General features: G+C 52.1%; 20 protein-coding genes and 1 pseudogene. 11 read left to right on the forward strand and 10 right to left on the reverse strand.

Annotated elements, in window-relative coordinates:
• Positions 1–818: 818 nt before the first annotated feature.
• Positions 819–1,001, reverse strand: a pseudogene (locus ACR0DO_RS17850) (DDE-type integrase/transposase/recombinase); the annotation flags it as partial.
• 46 nt (positions 1,002–1,047) lie between these two features.
• Positions 1,048–2,025: a replication initiator protein A gene (locus ACR0DO_RS17855; protein ID WP_480560834.1), complete on the reverse strand. Its 978-nt coding sequence runs from the start codon at positions 2,023–2,025 to the stop codon at positions 1,048–1,050.
• A gap of 417 nt (positions 2,026–2,442) precedes the next feature.
• On the opposite strand from ACR0DO_RS17855, the gene ACR0DO_RS17860 reads away from it, so the two are divergent.
• Both ACR0DO_RS17860 and ACR0DO_RS17865 read left to right on the forward strand, forming a co-directional pair.
• On the forward strand, positions 2,443–3,852 hold the full coding sequence (locus ACR0DO_RS17860) for an AAA family ATPase (RefSeq protein WP_480560836.1): 1,410 nt from the start codon (positions 2,443–2,445) through the stop codon (positions 3,850–3,852).
• Positions 3,830–4,771, forward strand: a complete 942-nt coding sequence (locus tag ACR0DO_RS17865) for a ParB/RepB/Spo0J family partition protein (protein WP_480560838.1) — start codon at positions 3,830–3,832, stop codon at positions 4,769–4,771. Before ACR0DO_RS17860 ends, ACR0DO_RS17865 begins: the two co-directional genes overlap by 23 nt.
• Before the next feature lie 656 nt (positions 4,772–5,427).
• On the opposite strand, the gene ACR0DO_RS17870 is transcribed toward ACR0DO_RS17865, so the two are convergent.
• Positions 5,428–6,483 carry a tyrosine-type recombinase/integrase gene (locus tag ACR0DO_RS17870; RefSeq protein WP_480560840.1) on the reverse strand — a complete coding sequence of 352 codons (1,056 nt, stop codon included), beginning with the start codon at positions 6,481–6,483 and terminating at the stop codon, positions 5,428–5,430.
• Between the two features lie 593 nt (positions 6,484–7,076).
• Between ACR0DO_RS17870 and ACR0DO_RS17875 the strand changes: the two genes are divergently transcribed.
• From ACR0DO_RS17875 to ACR0DO_RS17885, 3 genes are all read left to right on the forward strand, one after another.
• Complete coding sequence (locus ACR0DO_RS17875) at positions 7,077–8,063, forward strand: sulfotransferase family protein (protein WP_480560842.1); 987 nt, start codon at positions 7,077–7,079, stop codon at positions 8,061–8,063.
• 324 nt (positions 8,064–8,387) lie between these two features.
• A complete protein-coding gene (locus ACR0DO_RS17880; protein ID WP_170449014.1) occupies positions 8,388–8,996 on the forward strand; it encodes a polysaccharide biosynthesis/export family protein in 609 nt (202 codons plus the stop codon).
• An 82-nt stretch (positions 8,997–9,078) separates the two neighbouring features.
• Positions 9,079–10,380 carry a hypothetical protein gene (locus tag ACR0DO_RS17885; protein WP_480560844.1) on the forward strand — a complete coding sequence of 434 codons (1,302 nt, stop codon included), beginning with the start codon at positions 9,079–9,081 and terminating at the stop codon, positions 10,378–10,380.
• A gap of 42 nt (positions 10,381–10,422) precedes the next feature.
• On the opposite strand, the gene rfbA is transcribed toward ACR0DO_RS17885, so the two are convergent.
• The 4 genes from rfbA to rfbC are packed head-to-tail and all read right to left on the reverse strand — an operon-like array spanning position 10,423 to position 13,740.
• Positions 10,423–11,289, reverse strand: a complete 867-nt coding sequence (rfbA, locus tag ACR0DO_RS17890; RefSeq protein WP_170449026.1) for a glucose-1-phosphate thymidylyltransferase RfbA — start codon at positions 11,287–11,289, stop codon at positions 10,423–10,425.
• An 11-nt stretch (positions 11,290–11,300) separates the two neighbouring features.
• A complete protein-coding gene (gene rfbD / locus ACR0DO_RS17895; protein WP_480560846.1) occupies positions 11,301–12,143 on the reverse strand; it encodes a dTDP-4-dehydrorhamnose reductase in 843 nt (280 codons plus the stop codon).
• Positions 12,140–13,180 carry a dTDP-glucose 4,6-dehydratase gene (rfbB, locus tag ACR0DO_RS17900; RefSeq protein WP_480560848.1) on the reverse strand — a complete coding sequence of 347 codons (1,041 nt, stop codon included), beginning with the start codon at positions 13,178–13,180 and terminating at the stop codon, positions 12,140–12,142. Before rfbB ends, rfbD begins: the two co-directional genes overlap by 4 nt.
• Positions 13,177–13,740, reverse strand: a complete 564-nt coding sequence (gene rfbC, locus ACR0DO_RS17905; RefSeq protein ID WP_480560850.1) for a dTDP-4-dehydrorhamnose 3,5-epimerase — start codon at positions 13,738–13,740, stop codon at positions 13,177–13,179. Before rfbC ends, rfbB begins: the two co-directional genes overlap by 4 nt.
• Positions 13,741–14,020: 280 nt before the next feature.
• Between rfbC and ACR0DO_RS17910 the strand changes: the two genes are divergently transcribed.
• The 4 genes from ACR0DO_RS17910 to ACR0DO_RS17925 all read left to right on the forward strand — a co-directional run bounded on the left by ACR0DO_RS17910 (position 14,021) and on the right by ACR0DO_RS17925 (position 16,881).
• Positions 14,021–14,221 carry a hypothetical protein gene (locus ACR0DO_RS17910; RefSeq protein ID WP_170449004.1) on the forward strand — a complete coding sequence of 67 codons (201 nt, stop codon included), beginning with the start codon at positions 14,021–14,023 and terminating at the stop codon, positions 14,219–14,221.
• A gap of 39 nt (positions 14,222–14,260) precedes the next feature.
• Positions 14,261–14,509, forward strand: coding sequence for a hypothetical protein (locus ACR0DO_RS17915; protein ID WP_480560852.1), 249 nt, complete (start codon positions 14,261–14,263; stop codon positions 14,507–14,509).
• 99 nt (positions 14,510–14,608) lie between these two features.
• The gene (locus tag ACR0DO_RS17920) at positions 14,609–15,766 is read left to right on the forward strand and encodes a hypothetical protein (RefSeq protein ID WP_480560854.1); all 1,158 of its coding nucleotides are present in this window, start codon (positions 14,609–14,611) and stop codon (positions 15,764–15,766) included.
• The gene (locus tag ACR0DO_RS17925) at positions 15,763–16,881 is read left to right on the forward strand and encodes a nucleotidyltransferase family protein (protein ID WP_480560856.1); all 1,119 of its coding nucleotides are present in this window, start codon (positions 15,763–15,765) and stop codon (positions 16,879–16,881) included. The genes ACR0DO_RS17920 and ACR0DO_RS17925 overlap by 4 nt, the downstream gene beginning before the upstream one ends.
• Positions 16,882–16,975: 94 nt before the next feature.
• Here the strand turns inward: ACR0DO_RS17925 and ACR0DO_RS17930 are convergent, their stop codons facing one another.
• The gene (locus ACR0DO_RS17930) at positions 16,976–18,742 is read right to left on the reverse strand and encodes an ABC transporter ATP-binding protein (RefSeq protein WP_480560858.1); all 1,767 of its coding nucleotides are present in this window, start codon (positions 18,740–18,742) and stop codon (positions 16,976–16,978) included.
• A gap of 733 nt (positions 18,743–19,475) precedes the next feature.
• Between ACR0DO_RS17930 and ACR0DO_RS17935 the strand changes: the two genes are divergently transcribed.
• Both ACR0DO_RS17935 and ACR0DO_RS17940 read left to right on the forward strand, forming a co-directional pair.
• The gene (locus tag ACR0DO_RS17935) at positions 19,476–20,468 is read left to right on the forward strand and encodes an NAD-dependent epimerase/dehydratase family protein (protein WP_480560860.1); all 993 of its coding nucleotides are present in this window, start codon (positions 19,476–19,478) and stop codon (positions 20,466–20,468) included.
• 22 nt (positions 20,469–20,490) lie between these two features.
• Positions 20,491–21,606, forward strand: coding sequence for a glycosyltransferase family 4 protein (locus tag ACR0DO_RS17940; protein ID WP_480560862.1), 1,116 nt, complete (start codon positions 20,491–20,493; stop codon positions 21,604–21,606).
• Between the two features lie 139 nt (positions 21,607–21,745).
• On the opposite strand, the gene ACR0DO_RS17945 is transcribed toward ACR0DO_RS17940, so the two are convergent.
• Positions 21,746–22,420 (reverse strand): sugar transferase, encoded by a 675-nt coding sequence (locus ACR0DO_RS17945; RefSeq protein WP_170448989.1) that lies wholly within the window; start codon positions 22,418–22,420, stop codon positions 21,746–21,748.
• Positions 22,421–23,567: 1,147 nt separating this feature from the next.
• On the reverse strand, positions 23,568–23,930 hold the full coding sequence (locus tag ACR0DO_RS17950; protein ID WP_170448987.1) for a hypothetical protein: 363 nt from the start codon (positions 23,928–23,930) through the stop codon (positions 23,568–23,570).
• Positions 23,931–24,064: the final 134 nt, after the last annotated feature.

Below are 24,064 nucleotides of genomic sequence, written 5' to 3' on the forward strand. Positions count from 1 at the left end.
AAATTTTATACATGTGATCAAAGACAAACGTGTCGCCGGGTTTGAAAGTTTTCGCCAGCGCGGCAAATTCGTCAGAGATGTCCTGACCGGCCTTCCAGCCAAGATCAGATGAGTGGATGATTGCCATTTTGGTAGCCTATTTACATTTGAGGGCAGCGATCATGCGACGCAAAGGCGTCTCGCATAATCCGTGGTGAGGCCCATTGATGATCATGTGTGTGAGAACAAGATAATTCCGCCCTCTTGGAGTCGGGCGAAGGTTCTTGATGCCGTCCGATACGGCTTCTAAACAGGAGAACTCGTTCCAAGATCGCGCAAACATTTACACGCAGTTCGGGCGTTGCTGTTGGCTCTGCAATTTTTGTCACGTCTGCCCTCTAGTGTCTGCCCAAATACACAGTGCGGGCTCTTAGTAGCCCTTGATGCGCGAAGCTTTGGCTTTTTACCGCCAGACATACGCATAGATACCAGTCTCAGATAGAACAACTCACCCAACACTGGTGGGGTGAAAACAGGAAAAATCCTGCTTATCGGTAGGATAAAACCCGCGCATGCGCCCTGTAATTCGCAGTTATGCCACCGGCGATAACTTGCCGGGCATTTCGAAAACCCATGAGTTTCTAATTCAGAGAACCGCGCCAGATAAGCAGTCATTTGAATGCAGAAATTTAGTTTCTGACACGGAGCTTTACACACATAGCGGTATCACAATAAGCCTTCTGAAAACGAGCTGCGAGTATGGCGAATACGTTTGTGTCGTATCTTGGGCCCTGTCGCAAATTCCTTTAAGAGCAGAATAGACGGAGCCAGTCAGCAGTTTACCCCGCAAGTTGGGCAAACTGCTGAAATGGAGATCCTCCGGGCGTGAGTTGACCTTTGCGAATCATGTCGACCAGTTCAATCCCGGCCAGGGCAGATGCAACTGAATCGAACGACTTAAATCCCAGTATGTGCCTCACGCGTTGCTTAATGAACCTGTGGTCCTGTTCCATAGTGTTATTAGACTGGCCACAATTGAAGAGAGCGCCAGAAGTAGCGAAGCATCAACTAAAGAGCCTTTTTGCGCAACCAGCCTAAGAAGGCTGCATCAGCATTTTTTGGCGGGCGACGTGCAGCAAAACGCCGCCATTCCGCCTCCAACGCATAGACATCAGCGCCTGGCGCTAGCCTTCGGGCTTCGTCGAGCGTCTCCGGCGCAAGCGCGAGCCCCGCAACTTCGTCGACCACAATGTCGCGGCGCGTGACGGCAATAATGTCGCCCGGCTCTTCCATAAACTGATACTCAGGCAGGCTGTCACGGGCTATGATGTCGCGCAGCATGGCGCGGAAGACGCGGCGGGGCGAGGCGGAGCCTGATTTCTTTAATAGCACCTCCACAGACACACGCCAGCTTGTCTGTTGCCCGCAGTGTTTGCGCGCCAGCGCATAAAGCCGCCGCTCCAGCGGCTTGCGTAGTCCAAAATAGTCCCGGTTCAGGGTCAGAACCGAACGCGCCATCACCGCGCGGTAAATCCATTCCGAGAGGGTTACGCTGACCGAGACCATCCGCCCTGCCCGTGTCTTTCGCACGATCTCCCAGCTTTCGATGAGACCAAAGCCGGTGGTGACCTCCTTGTCACCGGTAAGGATATTGGTGGTGATACGCGTACCCGCCAATCGCTCGAAAGCCTCCTTGAGACGCCTATAGGCATCACCACTGGTCTCCCGCCCTGTGGCCAACATAAGATCACGCGCCGTCAGCGTTAGCTTACGCGAAACCCGCTTGCCTGCATTGAGCGCAGCCATCAGCTGGCTGATGCAAAAAATCAGGATATCGGCGTCAAAAATCGTCGCCCGCCCTCGTACAGAGGGCGTCACAGTCACGGCCACATCATTGTGAGTGTAATTAAGAATGCGCCGGTCTGGACGCGTTGCAAGTGAGAAGAGTGGATGTTCCAATGAAGCCAGATCATGTTTCGGACTGGCCCCAAAAAAGTCGCATACAAAAAAGTCGCCCACTGCCAAGGCCTGCCCAGTTGTGTTCATCTGCCTCTCGTCCCGTTTTCAGGATCGTTTTTCCCTCTTTTTGAGGATTCGTGGTTTCAGTAACACTCAACTTATCCACAGAACAACCATTCTCCTAGGTTTTTGTACAACAGCATCGGAGGTTCAGAGTCACTCTTTCGGGGGATCGGAATCACTATTTCGGGTTTTCAGAGTCACTCATCCTCGAAAATCAGCCTGAAATGTTTTTACTTTCAATGACTTAAAAAAAGGGGGTTTTCCTTTAACTACTAATAACAAAATAATAACAACAATTTCAGCGCCCTAGCGCATCAGGCACACATCATTTCCAACAAAAAAGCCCATATTTCATAGAGAAAACTAAGAGGCAGAAAAGTATTTCTTCCATGTCACATCTTTTGTGATACATTGCGAAAAACACGTAACATGGAGGTGTCGATGAGCAGCGACAACACCATTCCTTATCACGCAATTTCTCCCGATCAGGCGTTAGACGCACTTGGGAGCCCTTTGACCACCGATGGTATCGCGGACATTGCAAGCGCCTGCAGACGCGGGCGGGATGATCTTGCCGGTCGCGGCCTTGACGAGGCCGGCCGGAAAACCCTGCGTCGCTTTTCCACTTGGGAAATCACCAAATACTTGATTCCTGTAGCTCCTGCCCATTTCCGCCGGGTGCTGCGCCAGAATCCTGATCTGCCGCAAGGGCTAACAGAAACCGACGGTGGGGCTAAATGGTTCACCTTTGACGAGGTCTTGCGTCTGCGCGCTCATTTCGCCACCGAAGGGGCAAAGACTCGCGACTACCTGCCCTACCGGCCCAATGGGCTGCCGGCAAAAGTCGTGGCTGTTGCCAATTTCAAGGGTGGTGTAGGCAAGACCTCCACGGGCGCGCATCTGGCTATGTCCGCCGCTTTGGACGGCTACAAAGTGCTGGTGGTAGATCTGGATAGTCAGGGTTCGATGACCTCCATCTTCGGCGGCAAGGTCGAAGACGAATGGAAAACCGTTTTTCCAATCCTGGCCCGCCACTACGGAGAGCATTTACGGCATGAGAACCTCTGCCGCATTGATCGTGGTGAAAATCCTCTGCCCCTTGATGATACCGTGGCGCAGGCCATGGAGATGCATGCGGGCGATGTGGTGCAGCCTACCCACTGGCCCAACATTGACATCTTGGGCGCTCAGCTGGATCTCTACTGGGCTGAGTTTCAGGTGCCCGTCTGGCGCATGGCCTCACGCTCATGGAAACTCTGGGACGCGCTCTCGGAGCGTCTGGAGACTGATGGGATACTCGAACGCTATGACCTCGTGGTGCTCGATACCCCCCCTGCCCTTGGCTATCTGACGATTAACGCGCTGGCGGCCGCCGACATCCTGCTGGTACCCACGGGAGCGTCTTTTCTCGAGTTCGAAAGCACAGGGCGGTTCTTTGATATGCTGCACGCAACCTTCGCTTCTATCGAGGAAGCCGAGAACACAGCAGCGCGGGCCTTGGGGCGCGCAGGGCTATCGTTTGAATGGGATGCAGTACGCGCAGTGGTCACGCGCTACGACGGCGCCCAGCAGGCTGAATTTGCTGCCCTGATGCAGGCCTACCTTGGAACAACGCTTTCACCTTACCGTCAAGATTTTACAGCTTTGATTGGCCAGGCGAGTGAACAGGTGGCAGGCATTTACGAAGCTGATTACCGCAATTTCAACCGCGAGACCTACGCGCGCGGTCGACAGGCTTTTGACGAAACCTACGCAGGCATCAAACGGCTGCTGGTTGGCGCTTGGAGACGCGATGAAATCGCAGCGAAACAAGAGCAGGAGAAAGCCCATGGCGAAACGGAAACGGCTTGAGCTGCCCACAGAGACCGGTCCCGGTCTGTTAGAGACGAAATCAGCCTTTTCTGGCATAAACCGCATGCCCATTGCCGAAGTGGCCGGAGACACGGCAGCTCGGGCGGCTCTCGAGGAGGTCAGTGCCGCCATGTCCTCTGCTGAAGCCGAGGGGCGCATGGTGCGCAAGCTGCTAATCGATAGTATCGACACAGGCCATCTCGACCGCGACCGCATGGTGCTGGACGCCGAAGAGATGGACGTATTGAAAACCTCACTCGCGGCGCGTGGCCAGCAGGCCCCTGTAGAAGTGCTGCAACTTTCGTCGGGGCGTTTTGGCCTAATTTCAGGTCTGCGACGACTGGAAGCTCTGCGCAGCCTTGATCAAACACATGTTCTAGCCTTCGTGCGCCAACCTGAAAGTGCGTCAGCCTCTTACGTGGCAATGGTAGAAGAAAATGAAATCCGTGCCGCGCTGTCCTTTTACGAACGCGCAAATATAGCGGTGCAGGCTGTGAGTGCGGGCGTTTACCGCGATCCGAAGGCAGCGGTCAAAGCGCTGTTCGTTTCTGTCTCTTCAGCCAAACGTTCCAAGATTCTGCGCTTTGTGATTCTGCGACAGGCCCTGGGGCAAAGCCTGTCGTTTCCCACAGCGATTCCCGAAAAACTCGGGCTGGCGTTGGCAGGTGCAATCGAGGCAGACCCTAAGGTAGCCACCCGCATAAAGGACAGCTTGCGCAAGACTTCACCTGCTGATGCTCCCGCCGAACGGCGTGTGCTGGAGCGCGCGTTGAAGGCTCCCTCAACCCCCAAGGACACAGGTGAAGAGGTGGCGCCGGGTATCAAGCTGAAAGCGGCCAAGGGCCGGGTGACGCTCAGCGGAGTGGGTGTAGATGCAGTTCTGCAAGAGGCGTTACGAGACTGGCTGGCATCCCGCTGAGTTTTCGCATGCGAAATAATTTTGTGTAACAAGTTGTTTTTGCATCATTTTGTCGCGCACATTGCGGAGTTAGTTGTATTCTCAGGCTGCATTGCAGATTTTTCGCATGCGAAAATAGGATGGCCAAAACCTTGAATGGGCGGAGTTTTTTCGCGGTGCGTCGGAACCCTCTCAACCACTGTTGAGACTCGTCAGATAGTTCTGCCATGTTCAGACGTTGGGATACATGGCCCAGATCGCGGCGGGTGCGACAACCCATCCGCGCTCTGGAACGAGCGGGGTCGGTGAAATGGATTGCTATGTTGCCGGTACCGTCTGGGGTAGCGATCGCTAATGACTGATAGTTCTGTGTGTTTACCTGCGGGTACCTGTGCGGTGTAGGTCATCAGGCTGTCAGGAACCCCGATGAGCCTTGCATTAGCTCACACGCCTGTTCCGACTTCTGAAACGCAGGCGATGTCGCTTGCCGTCAATTTGAGAGGGGATGCTAAAACCAATTCCGCTGTGATCCCCCCATTACTACACCCAAAAGAAAACAAAATCATAGGACGCGTAACCAGATTGTTGAGACCTGTGGTAACCAGAATTCCAAATTCGGTAATCAATGACCGCACCAGTGTTTGCCAGACGACTCGGGTTTGTGACCATTCGTTCGTTCACCCCAGCAGATCTGTCGCCGGATTTTCGGCAATATCGACGTCGTCATAGTACTTTTGAGCCTGGGCCATGGATCGATGCAGGGACAGGCGCATGGCGGCCTGGATCGGGGCGCCGTCGAGTGCGGCCTGGGTCAGAAATCCCGAACGTAGCCCGTGAGGCGAGGCGAAGTCTGCCGGCAATCTGGCCAGCTTCAGCCGATGTTTGACGATCTGGTAGATCGCACCCGGCGACAGGGGGCGGTTCAGAACGCGGTCAGCTTTTGAGATGGGCCGGAACAGGGGACCATCCGTGATCTGTCCAACCTCGATCCAATGCACCAATGCCTGCGCCGCGCGCCCCTTGATCACCAGGCGCGGGGTGTCGCCCCTCTGCGTGGTTTTGGTCTCCACAAGGGACAGCCAAATGACACCGCTCTTGTCGAACTCCTTCAGGCTGACATCTTCGCGCCGCAACCCGGTGATCTCAGACCGCCGCCGTCCGCCCGAGGCCCAGCCCAGCATCAGGATTGCCCGGTCGCGGCAGTCCCGGCGGGAGCCGCGGCAAGTGGCCAGCAGCTGTTCGAGAATATCGCGGGTGATCGGGTGCTGTGATTTCGGGGCAGGGGGCCGGGCGGTTGCGCGGCGGGCCTTGGCGCGGGCCTGTTTCACCTGCGGCGCGTCAAACGGTGCGGTGAGGTTCTTCATCCGGTGAAACGCCAGCCAGGACGCGATGCGCCGGTCCAGCGTCGACGGGGCCGGGCAGGTAAGAGACTTGCGCAGGCCTTGCGCGATCAGCGCTTCGGCGGTTTCGCGTGCGATATCCTCCTCGGGCGCATCATTCAGGTCCCGCGCGTGGTCCAACAGGAAGGCCAGCGCGGTGGCCTCACTTTCCGGCCACGCCAGCGCCGCCGCGAAGCGCGTCCGCTTCCAGGCGGTGATATAAAGCAGATCACGCTCATAAGCCCGCAGCGTATTGGCGGGCGTGCCGCGGACATAGAGATCGGTGAGGGCGTCCTGGTCTGCCGCGGAGAGGGCAGGGGAGGGCGCGGGCAGATACGGGGTGGGGGGCGTCATGGGCGCTATTCTGGGTGCTTTTCCCCGCAGGATCAATCATTGCTGATAAGCGGTACTTATCGAGCATAATAGGAATTTGAAGCCAGCGCTAAAGTGACGAGCAAAATCTCTAAGTATTGCGCGTAATGTGGATAGAAGCCCTCCACAGCACAAAAAATACGGCCTTGCTGTAAAGTTTTGAGTGCGCCGATCTGGGTTCTGATGGCTTCCATGTCCAGAACCTACCAGAGGGGGATCAGGGGATATCCATTCCATCAGAACCCTATCTGATCACTGCAGAAGCGGCGGAAAATGGGCGGGCCCCTTTTCCCGGAGTGGGAATTGCCTCCATGAGCAAAATAGCTCTGAGGACGATTTGAGAAAACTGTGGGTTTGCAAAATGAGGCACCCAAGAGTTGTTTCCTAATTAATTGAGTCTTGAGCGAGAGCAGGTTCAAAGAAATCACCATATTCTCTGTGCGCTTGCCAATGGATGCTGAGCGACGCATCAGCTTGAGTAGTGGTAGCAAAGACTTTCTGGACGGTCGGCTTTCACGGTACTAGCATTGTGGACGGCATACAATTTTAAGAGTTCAAGGCGACAGGTTTAGTGGATGGCAAAAAAGATTGAGCTTGGCAGACCAATCTTCATAACTGGTGTGCAGCGATCAGGAACAACATTGCTCCGCACCGTAATCTGCGCTCACCCGGAAATCTGGATAAGCTACGAGTGCGCCTTTTACAGGGTTCTTGGAGAGAAGTACCTAGACGGAATCCCGCGAGACAGGCAGGATGAGTTCGTAAACGATATTTTCGCAGTCAAACGGTTTGATTACTGGCGTATTCCTCGCGAGAACGTACGGAAAATTTTGGCTGACTGCGAGGAGGACCCAATTCCGTTCTTGTGGGTCATCGGTCGTCTCGCACAAGAAAACCTCGCGATACACAAGCCGCAGGCGCATCGCTTCGGGTTCAAGAATCCACATGGAATTTATCATGTAGACTACATCTGGAGACTTTTCCCTGAGGCCCGTGTGATCAATATTGTTCGCGACCCAAGGGGCATTCTATCGTCGGAAAAAAATCGCAAAACTGAACCAGGAGAGGAAATGTCAGCCTCTGCAATCTGGACAGTTCGGACACGTTTCAAGAAAATGCACGAGGCGCACGCCGCACACGTTGACGACCCGCGTTATTTGTCACTTAGCTACAGCGACCTGATCCAAAATTTTGAGGAAACGGTACGAAAAACCCTCGATTTCCTCGAAGTGCCCTTTGATGCGGAAATCTTTGATTATGACGCTAATGCTCGCGAGACAAGCCTGGTACCAGATGGGGATATGCATCTTCATGCTCTGACATTGCGAAAGCCCGATCCAACGCGGCTTCATGCCTACCGTAAGACACTAACGCCTCGTGAACAGGCGGCTCTTGAAGCACTTCTGATTAGGCGCATGGACAGTCTTCTGGGGGCCGGGCCAGAGTACTCCTTGCTTCAGCGTACAGTGGCTATTTCCATATTTGCGCAAAGGTTGTTGCGCGAAAAGGCGTGGCCTATCTGGAACCGCTATAAGAGACGGATGTCGGCATCGGGCTCCTGATTGTGAAGAAGGAGCGGATACATTTTTGTCGCATGTGTGGAATGTGGGATCGCCGTCGCAGCAAACGACCGCTCTTTTGATAAAAGGCCTCACGCTCCATGTGCCAGCGCCTGAAACCATCATCCCGATGGATCACAGGCCGATGATGCACTAACAATCAATTTGGACCAGTCAGATGAGGCTGCTCAGTTGCAAAATTTTTAAGTTCAAAAATGTGACGTAATCACTACAATAGGTAACCGATTTTAAAGGGCTCTTCCTCTAAGTATTGTTTTAACTGGCAGTTTAGTGAGGATTGGTCCTGTTGCAGTAGGGGCATCTAATATGAAGTTCGTACAAATATTCTCTTTTTTAATGGTTCTGCTGGTCAGCGCAGGTGCCACGCATGCGCAAAGCGATTACCGCATCAGACCAGGCGATTTGCTTCAAATCGAAGTTTTGGAAGACCCTAGCCTCAATCGCGCAGTGTCGGTCCTGCCGAATGGGCAGATCAGCTTTCCTTTTGCTGGAACGCTTCTTGCAGGCGGCCGGACCATTGGCCAGTTGCAGGCGTCTCTACGCAATGCGCTGAGTTCAAATTTCGCGGCCCCGCCCACGATTTTTGTGGGTGTCCAGCCGTTTCAGGATCTAACTGCTTTGGGGCAACCGCAGCTTGGGCCAACTATTGACGTCTACTTTGTCGGAGAGGTGAATAGCCCTGGAATGGTCCAGGTCAGCCCAGGTACAACGCTGCTGCAGGCAGTTGCGGTCGGCGGCGGTGTTTCCCGTTTTGCCGCAATAAAACGTATTCAGCTACGACGCACTGGCGCTGACGGTGTGCAACGTGTAACATTTCTGAACTATAAGGCTCTCGCGAATGGAGCCGTGACAACAGATATCGAGCTAAAGGACGGAGATGTTATTCTGGTCCCAACAAGGCGCTTGTTCGAATAGCGAAGCGGCGTACAGGCAAAAATCCATTTTAGTGCGGCGGGGGCCTCTGGCCTGTGCAGTTTTGGTCTGCGTCACTCCGGGTGTGCACGCTCAGGATGCCACTCCGGGCATACTAGCGACCTTAGATGTCACGCAGCGGCTGGAGTGGAGTGACAATCCGGATCTGGATGTCGACGGAGATTCGGATTTCTATGGGCGCACGATTCTGGGGTTTGGGTTGGAAAGCGCGACCAGCATCCAGAATTTCGCGCTGAACCTCGGAACCGACATCGAAGAGTTCCGTGACACCAATGACCAGAATTTTGATTTCGACAACTCTTTCGCGAGGCTCGATTACAGCCGCGCGACCCGCAATGCTTCTGCAGGCGCAAACCTGCGCTATCGTCAATCGGATGTTGATGGGGATTTTACTTTTACCGACCAAGATTTTGATCAGGATAGCAATATCATCACCCAAACGGATGGTACGCGGAAAGTCTTTGGATATGCTCTGCGCGGTGCTGTCGGAGAGGAAGCGCCGCTGGGGGCCAGTTTCGATTGGGATTACAACGAGATCAATTTTGAAGATACCGATGATTTTGACAACACGTTGGATCAGTTTTCCGGGCAAGTGGATTTTCGCATCGACCCCCGTGTCACGCTGAGCCTGACAGGACGGTACCTTGATTTTGATACTGAGGATCCGGATGGCACGGACCGTAAAGAAAAAGACATAGGCCTTGCTAGCGAGTTTGCGGTGACGCCGATTTTAACCTTGGATGCAAGGTTGAGTTACACGGACATCGAGCGCAGAGGCGGAACCAACCAGGACGATGACGGCATCAGCGGCGAGATTGGTGTTACGCGTGAAATGCCCAACGGGACCCTCGGGTTGCGCTATGCGTCGGAGGTTTTTGCCAATACAGACGGTCGGCGGTCCTTTCTGGCTGTCAGCCGGAATATGGATTTGCCCCTTGGGGCGTTGGATGTATCGGTTGGTGTAACGGGTGCCGACGCGGTGGGTTCGGACCCGCTGATTGAGGCTAATTACCGGTATGATCTGCCCGCTGCTCAGCTGACCTTCGGGCTCCGTCAGCGGGTGGTCGTCGATGATGAGGATAATGAAGATATCAATACCTCTCTGCGCGCCGCTTATGATCAGGAAATCAACCTTGTTTCCAGTTTTGGCGTCAGTCTCAACTTTTTCGACCGCAACGCGCTGGATAACGATGAGGACGACGCGCAGCGGATCGAAATCGGGCTGAACTATCGTCATGATCTGACCGAGGACTGGGGCGTGGTCAGCGGAATTTCCTATACCGCGCTGGACGAAGAGGACAGCGATGATCGCGACCGCACTACGATTTTTGTCGGGCTCCAAAGATCCTTCAGCTTATTGCGTTGATCCCGCATCGCTTGCGTTATGAGGCTGTGAGGCCGCAGGTAACTATATCAGTTTTAACAGATATTGACCGTAATCGTTCTTTTGGTAGCGTTCGGCCTGCGCCACGAGATCATCCCGGCTGATCCAGCCTTGATCGAAAGCGATTTCTTCGGGGCATCCAATTTGTTGCCCCTGACGCACCTCAATGGTGCGGACGAAATTTCCGGCATCCAACAGGCTGCCATGCGTCCCGGTGTCCAGCCAGGCATAGCCGCGGCCCATACGCTGTACGTTTAGGCAGTCTTCAGCGAGATACATCTCGAGCAGGGAGGTGATCTCCAGCTCCCCACGCGCAGAGGGTTGGACATTGCGGGCCTTGGAAGGTGCGGTGCCATCGACAAAGTAGAGCCCCGTGACGGCAAAATTGGACGGCGGGACCGGTGGCTTTTCGATGATGCCACGGACTGTGCCGCTTTCATCGAAATCGACGACCCCGTAGCGTTCCGGGTCTGTCACTTGGTACCCGAAAACGGTCGCGCCTTCAGTCTCTGCATCGGCGGCCGCCATGAGCTCGGGCAGACCGTGGCCGAAGAAAATGTTATCTCCTAGGATCAGGGCTGAGGGGTGCCCCTCTAGAAAGGACTCGGCCAGAATGAAAGCCTGTGCCAGCCCGTCTGGGCTGGGTTGCGTGATCCAGGTGATCGAGAGGCCGAATTGTGCCCCATCGCCCAGCATGCGCTGGAATTGCACCTGATCTTCTGGCGTGGTGATGATCGCGATCTCTCGAATTTGTGCGAGCATGAGCACCGATAGCGGATAGTAGATCATCGGTTTGTCATAGACCGGCATCAGCTGCTTGGAGACGCCAAGCGTGATCGGGTAAAGCCGCGTACCCGAACCACCTGCCAGAATGATGCCTTTGCGTGTCATACCCGTGTTTGTCATATGAGTGCCTTTACAATCTCCCGGGTCGCAACCCGCCAGTCAGGACGTGTAATGCCGAATTGCGACGAGAGTGAGGAGCAGTCCAGCCGAGAATTCAGCGGACGCGGGGCGGGCGTCGGATAGGCGCTGGTGAGTATGTCTTCGACAGTAACAGCCCGTTTCGCCGTGGCGAAGATTTCGCGTGCAAAACCGGCCCATGAGGTGTCGGCTGTGCCTGCAAAATGGTAAATTCCGCCTTTTTCAGGCTGTGATACAAGCGTTTTGGCGATTGTCATACAGGCTTCAGCAATGGCGGCGGCCGGAGTCGGTCCGCCGATCTGATCCGCCACGATGGTCAGGCGATCGTGCGTTTCCGAAAGCCGAAGCATTGTTTTCAGGAAGTTATTTCCATGGGCCGAAAACACCCAGGAGGTGCGCAGGATGGCATATATGCCTCCAGCTGTGGTCACTCCGCGCTCTCCTGCCAGCTTACTGGCGCCGTAGACCCCCAGCGGCCCGGTGATGTCATCAGGCTGCCATGGCATATCTCCAAAGCCGTCAAAGACGTAATCAGTCGAGATATGGACAAAGGGGATGCCCTTGGCCGCAGCGGCAGCGGCCATCGCTGTTGGGGCCATCGCATTGATGATCATGGCGGTGTCGCGCTCGTCTTCGGCGCGGTCGACGGCGGTATAGGCCGCAGCATTGATCACCGCTTCGGCATTGCTTGCGGTGATCAATGCCTTGCAAGCCTCCGGATCGGTCAGGTCCGCCTGCCCACGATCAAGGCATGTTACACCGTCAAAACGGCCAAGTTCGGTGGCGACCTGTCCCGTTTTTCCGAAAACCAGAACCCTCATGCCTTCACGCCAAGCCGAGCGCCGACGCCATCGCGATTTTGCAGCGCGCGCCACCAATCCTCATTGTCGAGATACCATTGCACGGTCCGCTCAAGCCCCTCCTCGAGTGTGACGGAGGGCCGCCAGCCCAACTCTTCACGTATCCGCGTAGGGTCGATCGCGTAGCGCAGGTCATGGCCGGGACGATCGGTGACAAAGGCGATTTGGCTTGCATAGGATCTGTTTTTGGGGCGGCTCCTGTCGAGGATGGTACAAATCATCCTTACAAGATCGATATTCTTCACTTCATTTTCACCGCCAATGTTATAGCTGCGCCCGACCTGTCCCCGGGTCAGGACCGTCAGCAGAGCGTCGGCGTGGTCTTCGACATAAAGCCAGTCGCGCACGTTCTCGCCCGCGCCGTAGACCGGGATCGGTTTGCCGGCCAGCGCATTCAGGATCACGACGGGAATGAGCTTTTCCGGGAAATGAAAGGGGCCGTAGTTGTTGGAACAATTCGACAGGATAACCGGCAGGCCGTAGGTTTCGCCCCAGGCGCGCACCAAGTGATCCGAGGCAGCTTTGGAGGCGGAGTAGGGTGAACGTGGATCGTACGGGGTCGTTTCAATGAATTGGCCCGTTTCGCCCAAAGAGCCGAAGACCTCATCCGTGGAGATATGGTGAAAGCGGAACGCCCCGGGCTTGCCTTTCGCTGTCCAGTAGCTGCGCGCCGCCTCCAAAATCTGATAGGTGCCGGTGACATTGGTTTCGATGAAGGTGCCGGGCCCGTCGATGGAGCGGTCCACATGACTCTCGGCGGCCAGATGCATCACCGCGTCAGGCTGATGGGCAGCGAAAATCCTATCAAGGGCTGCGCGGTCGCGGATATCGGCCTGCTCAAAGACATAAAGCGGGCTGTCGGCGATGCTCGCTACATTCTCAAGGCAGGCCGCGTAGGTGAGTGCGTCGAGGTTAATGACCTCATAGCCCCGCGCTACCGCGAGTCGTATCACCGCCGAGCCAATGAAACCCGCACCGCCCGTCACTAGAAGCTTCATAACGAGCTCTCCCAGACAAAGGGGCTATCAAACTCTGAAAACGCCTGAGCGCCTGAATCCTTCTCGGACAAAAGAGGCTCTAATTCGTCCAGTTTCCAGTTTATATCCAGACTATCAAAGCGGACTGCGCCTTCACATTCAGGAGCATAATAATCAGAGCATTTGTAGGTGATCTCTGTGTTGGGCCGTAAGGTAGCGAATCCATGCAAAAACCCGGCCGGTATTAGCAACTGCCGACCGTTCTCGAAGCTCAACTCACAGCCCACCCATTGCCCGTAGGTAGGTGAGCCGCGGCGCACATCCACGGCGACATCGAAGAGCGCACCGCGGCCGCAGCGTACCAGCTTGACCTGTGCATGGGGCGGTGCCTGGAAATGTAGCCCGCGAATTGTCCCGGCCTGTGCCGACATCGAATGGTTGTCCTGCACCCAGTCAATATCGAGTCCGGCATCCGCCATCACTTGTTTGTTCCAGCTCTCGCTGAAAAAGCCGCGCGTATCTTCGAACCGCATTGGGGTGATCAGCAGAACGCCGTCCAGCTTCGTCTGTTCTACCCGCACCGTTTACCTCCAAACCCACCTAATATTTCAATACACTGGGTGCGTGGTGATGCAAGTCCCTCAGAGAATATTGCAGGAATATCAGTTCCATGCTTTCGAGCTTCAAAAGGACCTGATGGGCACAGTTGTCGAACTCAACGTTTTTTTGTCGCGACCCTGAGTTCGGGTTTTCTGGCACCTCAAGTCTCTACGGCGTGTCAGAAAAGATCAGATATGTCGCCGCTCATTTTGCGAGTGATGATTCACGCTGCAACCCGGAAGCCAATGGGCCAGATCCTAGGTGGATTCGTTTGAAGGAATGGGATTAGGTGTTTGGCAGAAAACAATTTGGAATTGTTTTTTGATTTTGGATTCTGCTGAAAATGGTGATATTATTCAACAATGGGTGACTTTTGACCAAATCGTGGCGCTTGCAGTTGGGTGGGTGGCCTTTTGGTGGTCAAATCCATTGGAAAGGCGTGACTTAGGCCGATCCGGTTAGTAGAAATCATTAGTTGTGAGTTCAGAGTGGGGTAAGAGTATGGAAAAGTTTGAAGAAAATGAAATTGAAAACACAGAGCGCAGAGAAGTCCTTGCCGCGCTCGTGAAGTATTCTGCGGTTGTCGGAGGTGCATCGACAGTTGTCCTCTCTGCATCCGAAGCAGTTGCTAAGTCGGCTGCGAGCGGATCCGAGCATCACCCACGCGTAAAGAATAAAGATAGAAGGAAACTCCGCAGGAAACTAAGAAAGTTGAGGAAGAAAAAAACCTATTGGAGCCACCGAGCTTGATCGCACTCCAATAACAACCCGCATGATTTTGGATTTTTCGCGAACCTGTTAAAGGTTATTTTTAAGGCTTATGCAGAAGAACTCGAATGGGGCAGGTCTTTGGATGAATTCGACGCTATTCAGTTTGCGTCAAGAAAACTAGAAGCTGTTCCGGTTGGGCAATCATTCGTGCTCCACTCCGCCGCGAGCGGCTGTATTGTTATAACCAACGCACTAGGCATTGGAGTGTTGGAGCAGGTCAAGTCGGGGGTCAGTGCATCCGATATTGTGGATCAATTGACGGACGTAGACGAAATTAGCTCTGCGAACAAACGGGCGTATAGCAAAGTCGTTTTGGATATTATCGACGCTTGGCGAATTGCCGGCCTCTTTGAAACCAAACCGGCGCCATTTCCTCGCCCCGCAAAAGAGAAACCGGATGTTGTCACGAAGCGCATCAGCTTCAGCGCTCCTGGGGGGCGCTTCGTTGTCGAGATGGACAGCGAAATCTTATCGGGTGAATTGAAACAGATTTTAGCCTGTTGTCACCCAAAGCAGTCCAATGCTCCTACATCTGAAGTGTTTCGATGCGTCGCTGACGCACAGGACGGTTTCGCCCTGAGCCTCAATGGTACTCCAATCTGGAGCAGAACCGACCGAGATGAAGCGCGGTTCCTGTTGTTGAAAGAGGCGGCACAGGTTCTCTGCAGCCCTTCCGAGGTGGGCGCGGTATTGCATGGTGCTGCCGTCTTAGGTCCGAATGAGCGTGCTATGCTTTTCATCGCGGAAAGCGGATCGGGAAAATCGACACTCAGTCAAGGGCTCGTCGCCCAGGGGTTTGGGTTCCTGGCCGATGATCACATTCCTCTTTCAGTTGACGGAAAATCAGTATTTTCTTTTCCAACGGCAGCTGCGGCCAAATCAGGAGCAATGTGTTTACCAGAGATTGAACAATTAGTAGCGCTGCATGGGGAAGCCGGGAGTGCACGAGAAAACGTTACTTATTTGTCGCTGCCAGCTGGAGCATCTTTGGGGTCCAAAGCAGACATCGGCGCGGTCATAGTGCCGGAATATTCTGAGAACGGGGCGTTTGAACTTCAATCGATGTCATCGGAAGAAGCTTTTTCAGCTTGTATAGTATCAGGTGCGCGCCCCTGCCGCCGCGACGCTCAGATTTGGCCCCTTGCATCGCTTTGCAATTTGGTTCCGTTCTATAAATTGCGTTATTCTTCATCCGAGCAATCTATTCCAGCTTGCATGGACCTCGTGATGAAATGACCAGCGCTGAAACACATCTGTCGAACGCGCACAAAGCAACTCTGCTTTTTGCAAAAGCCTATGTTTCGGATTCAGTGCCTACTGAACTGCCAACTCTTCTGCGCTCAGTACAACCCGAAAGTCTCGCGAGAATTGCTCAGAGCAATCATGTACATGCATTGGTCGGAAAAGTGCTCATCAAAGTGGCTAAATTGCGTGAGGCGATTCCAAGAGATTTATACTTATATTTTAAAACGATGTACGAGGCTAATCAGCTAAGATCGACACAGGCACGATGGCAGCTTGAACAGATCGACACCGCATTCGCACGGGCAAAGATTCCGTGTGTCGTAATGAAAGGCGGTGGAGATTTGCTGGACCCTTTACATCGAGATCCGGGCATTCGCTTCATAGGAGACCTGGATTTACTTGTTCCCCGTGAACTTACGGGTGCTGCAAAAGCGGCTCTTTCCGAAATTGGTGCGACTATGGTGCCTTTCGTGCCGTCTCGATCAAGTGATAGCATCAACCAGCGTGGTTTTGCACGCCTCCAGCATCACTTACCTAAGATCCTTCATTCCGACTGGGAACTGCCGGTGGAACTTCATTTTGCAGTTGGCCGAAACCTGATGGGTCAAATTCTACCGGCAGAAAAAGTGCTGTCCCGAGCCAATGCGACAGCATGCGGCCGTCTTATGATTATGTCACCACAAGATCGCGCCTGCCATTTGATCGCACATGCCAATCACCATTCTGGTGAGCTTGATTTGCGGTCATGGGTGGATTGGACAGAATTGCGCCGTAGATGTGATCGAACAACAATTCAAACACGTCTAGAAAAAAATGGTTTGTCCGAAACGCTAAACGTGTTTGAGGATATGTCTGAATTTTTGAAATCACCGGATATTGGAACACTATCAAGTCTGGAAAAATCCTCCACCGTTTCTGCAATCAGCAGATTCGGCGATACGCGCAGTCGCAAAGTACAGTATGTTCGACGCTTTCTTGTTGCTAAGGTGAAAGCTCTTTCGAGATCACCTGAGTATCGCTGGTATGTATTCTCTCACCTGCTTAAGCGATCATGGTGGCGTGACGTGTGCAAGGACCACTGGGCTAAAATAAGAAATCAAAGGTAATGACCCAGCCCCCCTGAACTCACGCCGCGTGACTGTCATCAACGTCAGAAGAGGACAAAACCCTGAAAAGCCCAGAGAAAGTGACTCCACTTTTTCAATTCTGATGTGAGACCATTTCTCTAAATTTGGAGTTTCTCTCAACTAACTCTTCGTATGTTCCTTTACCAATAATTGTTCCTCTATCTAATATAACAATATGATCGCAGTCCTTTATTGTACTAAGTCGGTGTGCGATCATAATTATTGTGCGTTCACGGCTCATTTGAGAAATTTCAGAAATGAGTTCACGTTCAGTAGTATTGTCCAAGGCACTTGTTGCTTCGTCAAAGACAATGACTTGCGGATCATTATAAAGTGCTCTCGCTATTCCCAAACGCTGCCTTTGCCCACCTGACAGTCGAACGCCTTGTTGGCCAACGTTGGTCTGGAAGCCGTTCGGAAGGTCATTGGTGACAAAATCGTAAAGTCTTGCAGCTCTAGCGGCGCGCTCGAGCTTCTCGGCTGATATCTGAGATTCTTGAATGCCCATTGCTATATTTTCGGCGACACTGGCATCTGACAAAAATATTTCTTGTGGTACATATCCAATACTGGCCTGCCAATTACGAACATTACTAGAATCCAATCTGGTCTCGTCGATGAAAATGCTACCATCTTTGATTTCTAGTAACCCAAGCAAAACATCCACTAAAGTTGTTTTGCCTGCTCCAGTTGTTCCAGCAATACCTACGCTTTCGCCCTTGCGTATCTCTAAGTCGATCTTTTGGAGACCAGTCGCTGCTGTTTCTGGGTAAGCATAACAGACCGAATTTAATCTAATCGAGTTTTTCAAAGGTATTGGATCAATCTTTGACCGTGGCAGATCGGCCAAACCAGCCGCATCATTTAAGTCTTCGAGTACTCTATCCAATGATGGGATACTAACTCTAAGCGTTAAGACTGATCGGTACGTGGTCTGGAAGACAGGAAGAAGCCGATACCCTGCAAGAGCATAGAGTACAAGCAATGGGAGGCTCTCTTCAATTGAACCGTCACTTTGTTTAAATAACACCAAAGTCAATACGACAATACCGCCAAATGCGACTACTTCTAAGCCAAATTTAGGGACTAGACTTAACGTGGCACTAATGGCCTTTGCTTGTGCAGCATCTTTCGCAGGCTTTGAGAATAGCGCCAAAGAGAAACTCTCAAGGCCGGACAGCTTAACCTGCTTTATTCCTATAAAAGTTTCATTAACTCTCCGATATCTAGACTGATTTGAAGCAATTATCACCTCGCCTTTGTGTTTAATAAACCCTCTTAAAAAGATATAAAGTAGAAGGTAACTTGTTCCAATAGCGAGGATGGATGTAATAGTAATCAGTGGATTGGCCCAAAGCAGAAGTGAAGAAATTAAGGCAAAGGTAATTGCTGCATTGAATGTCTCAAAAATTGGTCGATATATTCCGGTGGCTATCGTCTGTGCCTCTGCGAGGATCAAGCTGGCCATTCTAGACGTGTTGCGGGTAAGAAAATAAGAATATGACTGCTTGAGATACGATTCCATTATTTTGCGAGCCAAGCTAAAACCTCGCATTTGAATCCATCTATTTGTAGCGTAAACAGTAGTCACTTTTAAAATTGTGCTTACTGCCAGAACAAAGACTACAACTATTCCAAGCGCGAAAAGAAATTTGTTAACTGATGTAAAACCAAACGCTTGATATATTCTTGAGACATAAGCATTGGACTCGATTAATTCGGGCTGACCCACTATAGACAAAAATGGGAGTATCGAGGCCACTCCAGCAGTTTCGGAAATCCCCTTCAAGACGGTTAATCCTAGCAGCAGAACTCCTGTTCGTTTCTCTCTGCGGTTCATCAATTTGAGAGATTTTCGAACTACATTCATGGGACCACGCACATAAGCTAAAATTTCCTTTAGGATGATATGTATTTCATCAGAGTTTTTCGGACTTGGTGGGCTGTTTTCTAACAGAGGCTTTGGTTCAGTTCTGAATTGAGTTTAAGCAGCCACGATGCGGTGCTGCAAGCTGATAGCAGATCGTTTGGTGGACAGCTCAAGCTTGCGCTGCTGATGAGTGGGTTCAATTTTAGGAGAGAAGAGCACCCGCGGGTCAGGATTCATAACTGAAACATGACTTTGTTTACCGGGACCTGAAATACGAATGTGTCTGCCTGCATGCTTGGAAATCAGGATCAAAGGTAAGATCGGACACTAGCGCCAAATCTTGAAGAACCGTATCTTGCTGTAAAACTTAACGCACGTGGATCCTGCTTCGGGCGAGGTTAAACAACGCGAAGGGATCAAACGAAAGGCCATCGAAGCGCGACGCTTGCTTCACCGCAAATCCGTCGCATAATCACATAAAGCAGATACCATCATGGACTAAATCCTTCCCTGCCCCAAAACCCCTGATGACGGACACTTCAGGCACATGCTAACAAGAGAATGGCTGCGCAATTATATGATGGGAATTAGATAAACTAGCGGAGATATTGCGATGCGTTTCGGGGCCTGTTGCCACGCAGCTAATTCTTTATATTCGTTTTCGACTTAACAACTCAGCGACGACAAATCTACGGAGCATTTAATGCATAAGGTTTCAGTTCTTGGAGGCGCCGGATTTATTGGGACCACTCTTTGCAAGCAGCTAAAGCAACAGGAAATCCCGTTTGAAATTATTGATCTGAAACGCAGCCGCACATTCCCTGACCGAAGTACAATCGCCGATATTCGGGACAAAGATGCCCTTAACAATGCTATAACAGGTGATGTCATCGTTAACCTTGCAGCGGTCCATCGAGACGATGTGAGTGACAGGGCTGCATACTACGAGACCAATGTGCATGGTACGAAGACCGTATGCGATGTTGCTGCCGACAAAGGCATAGATCATATAGTTTTCACCAGTAGCGTCGCTGTTTACGGCTTTGCCCCTGTCGGCACTGGTGAGGATGGAAAAATTGATCCATTCAATGATTACGGGAAATCCAAGGCACAGGGTGAAGACATGTTGCGCCAATGGCGTGACGAGGCAACGGATAAGCGCAACCTGACGATTGTCCGACCAACTGTCGTGTTCGGTGAGGGCAACCGCGGAAACGTGTTCAACCTCTTGAACCAGGTCGCTTCAGGCCGGTTCATAATGATCGGCAGCGGCAAAAATCGCAAATCAATGGCGTATGTTGAGAATGTCGCTGCCTTTCTCCTCCATGCGGCGAGGAACCCATCGCCGTATACTGTCGTAAATTACGTTGATGACCCGGACTTGGATATGAACACGTTAGTTTCCCAGATCAGAAAGAAGCTCTCCGGCAAGTCCGGTGTCGGCTTTCGAATGCCCTATGGGCTGGGTCTGCTCGCCGGATATGCGGCGGATGGGGTGGCAAAAATGAGCGGCCGCAGCCTTCCGGTCAGCTCGGTTCGTGTCCGTAAGTTTTGTGCCAACACAAGCTTTAAATCGGCAAAGTCCAAGTTCCATGATTTCAATGCCAGCTTTAGTATTGAAGAAGGGCTCGATCGCACCCTGGAAGCAGAATTCATATCACCCGATCCCAACCGCGAAGTGTTCTTTACAGAATAGCCTTCCAAGAGGAAGTCGAGAGATGTCTAAGACAATCGCAATGGGCTACAACACCTGCCACTACGTATGGCTTTTTCGTAGAAATCTTCTTCAGGCTTTGATGCAAGACGGTCACGATGTGGTCATTATGGCCCCGAAAGATGCCTATACCGAACAACTCGTAGGAATGGGTGTCACGCATTTTGATATTCCAATGAAAATGAACAAGAACCCGATTTCGGATTATTTTCTGTATCGCCGGTTCCTGAAGGCTTTTCGTTCTGTGCGGCCTGATGTTTATCTGGGCTATACGATCAAGCCAAACGTCTATGGGTCAATGGCAGCCCATAAAATGGGTGTGCCTACGGTAAACAATATTGCAGGCCTCGGTACTGTTTTTGTCTCCGAGAATGTCGTGGCACAGATTGCCAAGACGCTCTATCGGATCGCTCTCGGTCGTGCCGCCATGGTGTTTTTCCAGAACCCCGATGACCGTAGATTGTTCACGACAAGTGGCATCGTCAAACATGAACGCCACGATCTTCTGCCCGGCTCTGGGGTTGATCTGTTGAAATTCTCTTTCTCTCCCTTGCCCGTTCCGCCCGAGCAGGACACGTTGCGATTTTTGCTCATTGGGCGGATGCTCTGGGACAAGGGGGTTGGCGAATTTGTGGAAGCGGCGCAACAAATTCGTAAGTCACGGACGAATGTCCAATTCTACTTGCTCGGAGGTATAGACAACGATAACCCAACCGCCATCTCGCGAGAGCAAATTGCCGCTTGGGTCGCTGATGGTCATGTTAGTTATCTTGGTTACTCCGATGATGTTCCAGCCGAGATACGGAAAGCTGATTGCATTGTTCTGCCCTCTGCTTATCCGGAGGGTACACCACGCACGCTTCTTGAGGCTTCAGCCATAGGGCGTCCAATCATCACAACAGATGCTCCGGGGTGCCGCAGCACCGTCGATGATGGGATCAACGGGTACCTCTGTGCACTGCGGGATTCGTCTGATCTTCTGGAGAAAATGGAAAAGATCACAGCACTGTCTCCAAAGGAACGAAGCGACATGGGCTGCGCCGGCCGCGCAAAGATGGAACGGGAATTTGACGAGGCAATTGTGATCGAGAAGTACCTCGAAATGATCCGGGCTCTTTGATCTATAGGGCCTGATGCGCGCAAGTCTCGAACTTGCTGTAAGTACAGTGAGCAGCCTCATCTGACTGGTCAAAGTTGATTGTTAGTGCATCATCGGCCTCTGATCCATCGGGATGATGGTTTCAGTTGGGGAGGCTCAGTTACCGCGCCCCATAGAAGGTAAGGGTTACACGAACCGTATCAAAAAGCACTTTGAGATCTAGCCACCAGTTCATGTTCTGCACATAGAACGTGTCCAGTTTTGTTTTGATGCGTACAGCCTCTTCCGAGTCTGTATACCCCTGCTTTACTTGCGCATACCCTGTGATACCCGGCCGCACGGTTTCTCGCAGGTGATAGCCTGGCATCTCCTTGTGATAGGCTTGGGCAAATTCGAATACTTCGGGTCGCGGGCCAATCAGACTCATCTGACCCATGATAACGTTTAAAAACTGCGGCACCTCGTCCAGGCGCGTCCTTCGCATCCATTGCCCAAATGGTGTTATTCGCCACTCCTCCAGCTTGTCGAAGGGACCACGCTTGGTGCTTTTTTCTTCGGGCAGCATCGTGCGAAATTTAATCATCGAGAACTTGCGCTGATCTTTTCCCATGCGCTCTTGGCGAAAGAACAAAGGCCCCGGGTTCCAGAAGATGTTTAAGAGGTAGATAGCTGCACAAAGCACCAAGAAAACGGGCAATGCCGCACAGCTCACAGCAATATCAAAGATACGTTTGGACACCAAGTAAACAGGCTTGCCCTTGCCTGTGATCTTTCCAGAAGTTGTTTCGAAAGCCCAGCTTTCGCTGGTCACTGAATGGTCAATCATATCACTCATACACACACACGCCTTCTAACTAAAAATTCTTTGAATACACCTATTTCCGCACAAAGGCAGCTAAAAATCTGCCTCTCCAGTCCTGGCCTTGCGGCAAAACGCACTCAACTCATATCATTTTCAGAATTACCCGAAGCAACACCTCATCTACCCTGCGGTTTGAAAGAAGCCTTCTCTTGAGAACCTTCTGCTCGCACTACTCGCCAACCATATAAAATTAACGTAACGTTAAAATCACAATCAACATAATTTTAACACAATTTCCCCAAAAGACCACTTAGCCAACTGCAAACACGACGATCTGGTCGAATTTCACCCCATTGTTGAATTGAACCACCAGCATGAGGGGAATCCGAAGAAAGAAAACAACCTTAAATGGTGGCTCTTCCAAGTCCAAACTGCCGCTTCAAACGAATCTACCTAGAGATTGAGGCGCCGTCTGAATGAGAACAAAGGTAAATATCGAACCGCAAGTTTAGGGGCGCAGAATTGCTTTCTTAAGAATGGAGCGCGCATTCTTGTTAGCGGTGATATGTCTGCGGTTATGAGTATTAAGCAGAGCCGATAGCGTCCATTGCACCGTGAAGAACGCAAATATTGTGGCGGTACCTATCAAGGCCCCCAACAGTAGACCCGACATTAGGCCGAATGACCAACCAAACCACAAAACAAAGGTAAACACCCAGCTTACTGCAACCCCGAATAAAAACACTGCCATATTATAGGTTGCCCTTTTTGACGAACATTACCTGTGTCGGATTAGTATGGTTATTACTTGCCAAGTTTTCGACTCTCAAGCTAGTTCAATGGTCGTGAGCGGCGGGTTCTCGCCTGCCCATAGTTGAATTCACCGCAGCTGCTCATATGTCCCCCCCCCGCGTGGATTTGTTGTGTTTTTCTGAAGCAAATCTCTGTTGGACCTATGCTGCACTCAAATTAAGCCAACAATTTGGCAGCTAAGCAAATTCCGTATACTCCCAAAGGGACATCGCTCTGCTTTAAAGTGCCTTGGTGCCTTCTCAAGGGCGGAGGTTACCTCTGTGGGGCAATGCCCTCAGAATTTTCTCTTGGAAGCTGTGGGCTGGCAAAGCTTAGGACGCCCTCCGGCCCGCGTCTCACGTGGGGAAGGAGCCATGCACAGTTGAACTTACGCCCGAATAGTTCGTTTGAAGTTCAGTAAGACTCTGAAGAAGACCCAGGCCAATCCCACGCCAATTAGATTTCCGGCAAAATCCAGAGTGGAAAACGCCCGCCCCGGAAGGGCCACTTGCGCTACCTCGAATACCGTTGCCAGTGCGACCATCAAAATAGCCACGCGGGAAGCCGCCTCCACCCAGCCTACATAACTGACAGAGCTCAGAAAGAAGAATATTACCAGATGCGCAAGGAAACTTGACGCTGGCGTAGGAGCCACGAGCAGTGCTTCTCCACCCAGACACATCAATGCCAGAACCAGAAACATCACAATAGCTGTGACACGTACAGCCCGCTCAATAACTTCAATCCTCACGACCGGCACCCTCTTATGTACCAGACTCAAACAAGAAAGCCTGGACATATTTTTAACACACCGTCTCAGTATGATTGCAATATGCAGATGAGTACTGACCCTGGTAAGCAAAAATGTGCTGGCCCGAAGCGGGC

This window comes from Ruegeria sp. AM9, assembly GCF_056540565.1.

Bases quoted from the DNA above. Each gene is read 5' to 3' on its own strand.
- ACR0DO_RS17935 (WP_480560860.1), top strand. From the start codon at position 19,476: ATGCATAAGGTTTCAGTTCTTGGAGGCGCCGGATTTATTGGGACCACT.
- rfbB (WP_480560848.1), bottom strand. From the start codon at position 13,180: ATGAAGCTTCTAGTGACGGGCGGTGCGGGTTTCATTGGCTCGGCGGTG.
- ACR0DO_RS17875 (WP_480560842.1), top strand. From the start codon at position 7,077: ATGGCAAAAAAGATTGAGCTTGGCAGACCAATCTTCATAACTGGTGTG.
- ACR0DO_RS17865 (WP_480560838.1), top strand. From the start codon at position 3,830: ATGGCGAAACGGAAACGGCTTGAGCTGCCCACAGAGACCGGTCCCGGT.
- ACR0DO_RS17860 (WP_480560836.1), top strand. From the start codon at position 2,443: ATGAGCAGCGACAACACCATTCCTTATCACGCAATTTCTCCCGATCAG.
- ACR0DO_RS17880 (WP_170449014.1), top strand. From the start codon at position 8,388: ATGAAGTTCGTACAAATATTCTCTTTTTTAATGGTTCTGCTGGTCAGC.
- ACR0DO_RS17855 (WP_480560834.1), bottom strand. From the start codon at position 2,025: ATGAACACAACTGGGCAGGCCTTGGCAGTGGGCGACTTTTTTGTATGC.
- ACR0DO_RS17940 (WP_480560862.1), top strand. From the start codon at position 20,491: ATGTCTAAGACAATCGCAATGGGCTACAACACCTGCCACTACGTATGG.
- ACR0DO_RS17930 (WP_480560858.1), bottom strand. From the start codon at position 18,742: ATGAACCGCAGAGAGAAACGAACAGGAGTTCTGCTGCTAGGATTAACC.
- ACR0DO_RS17870 (WP_480560840.1), bottom strand. From the start codon at position 6,483: ATGACGCCCCCCACCCCGTATCTGCCCGCGCCCTCCCCTGCCCTCTCC.
- rfbD (WP_480560846.1), bottom strand. From the start codon at position 12,143: ATGAGGGTTCTGGTTTTCGGAAAAACGGGACAGGTCGCCACCGAACTT.
- ACR0DO_RS17945 (WP_170448989.1), bottom strand. From the start codon at position 22,420: ATGAGTGATATGATTGACCATTCAGTGACCAGCGAAAGCTGGGCTTTC.
- rfbA (WP_170449026.1), bottom strand. From the start codon at position 11,289: ATGACACGCAAAGGCATCATTCTGGCAGGTGGTTCGGGTACGCGGCTT.
- ACR0DO_RS17925 (WP_480560856.1), top strand. From the start codon at position 15,763: ATGACCAGCGCTGAAACACATCTGTCGAACGCGCACAAAGCAACTCTG.
- ACR0DO_RS17915 (WP_480560852.1), top strand. From the start codon at position 14,261: ATGGAAAAGTTTGAAGAAAATGAAATTGAAAACACAGAGCGCAGAGAA.